Source organism: Candidatus Avoscillospira sp. LCP25S3_F1, assembly GCF_052117125.1.
Taxonomy (GTDB): Bacteria; Bacillota; Clostridia; order Oscillospirales; family Oscillospiraceae; genus Avoscillospira_A.
Genome location: NZ_JBQKJT010000059.1, coordinates 1 through 1,133 on the forward strand (window position 1 = coordinate 1; position 1,133 = coordinate 1,133).

The window sequence follows — 1,133 nt, forward strand, 5'->3', positions numbered from 1 at the left end:
GGCAATACCGCACAGAAAAGTAGGCGCGATACTGCCAGAAGTGATATAATAAGACCATGGATAAACAGATGACAATGTCTGCGCTTAGTGATGAGTTGGCGCAGGTACGGACAAAGAAGAAAGAATTTCTAGCCCAGATCGAGCGGATCGTCCCGTGGAAGGAATGGCTTACGCTGATCCAGCCGTGCTATTACAAAGGAGAGCGCGGCAATAAACCCTATCCACTGGAGACCATGCTGCGGTTGTATCTGCTGCAAAATCTGTATGACCTGAGTGATGAAGCAACAGCGGCGGAGGCAATCGACAGCCGGGCATTTTCAGATTTCTGCGGCGTTGATTCCAGCAATCAGGTGCCGAACGGAGATACCATTGGCCGCTTTCGGAACCTGTTGGTGAAGAATGGACTGCAGGAGAAACTGTTTGCACAAGTTGTTACCGCGCTCACTGAACAGGGCCTTATCCTGAAAAAGGGAACGATCGTAGATTCCACCATTATTTCCGCGCCGTCTTCCACCAAGAACAAGGAGAAAAAGCGGGATCCGGATGCACATCAGGTCAAGAAGGGCAACACATGGCACTTTGGCTATAAAGCCCATGTTGGTGTGGATAAGGACAGCGGACTGGTACACACAGTGGAGGCGACACCAGCCAATGTCCATGATGTGACGCAGACTTCATCCCTGCTGACCGGTGAGGAAGATGTCGTTTACGGCGATAGTGGCTATCTTGGAGCCGGGAACCGTGAGGACGCGATCGTTCGGAACAAATCCGGACGCAAGATCAAATACAAAATTAACCGACGTCCATCTCAATTAAAAAAGCTGAGCAAGAGCGGCCAGTATGCCGCAAAGAAAGTAGAACACGCAAAGTCTTCTGTTCGGGCAAAAGTAGAGCACGTATTCGGTGTCGTCAAGAAACAGCTGCAATTTCGAAAAACGCGATACCGAGGGCTCGAAAAGCAGCGAGCCAAATTCAATATCATGTTCGCATTGGCGAATCTGCTTCTGGCTGACAGGCCCTGCCTGGCGGCTTGAAGTTGTGCGCTCTCGCGAAGAAATGCGCCGGGAAGCCTATGGTTTCCTGCCTGATGGGTGATTCGACAGCGCTTGCCTCAGCAATTGTGCGGTGCTGCC

Annotated in this window: 1 protein-coding gene; it reads left to right on the plus strand. The window is 51.3% G+C overall.

The genetic code is table 11. The features are described from left to right. Nucleotides 1-68 precede the first annotated feature (68 nt). A complete protein-coding gene (locus tag ACTQ33_RS17085) occupies nt 69-1,034 on the plus strand; it encodes an IS5 family transposase (protein WP_205492041.1) in 966 nt (321 codons plus the stop codon). The last annotated feature ends 99 nt before the right edge of the window (nt 1,035-1,133 follow it).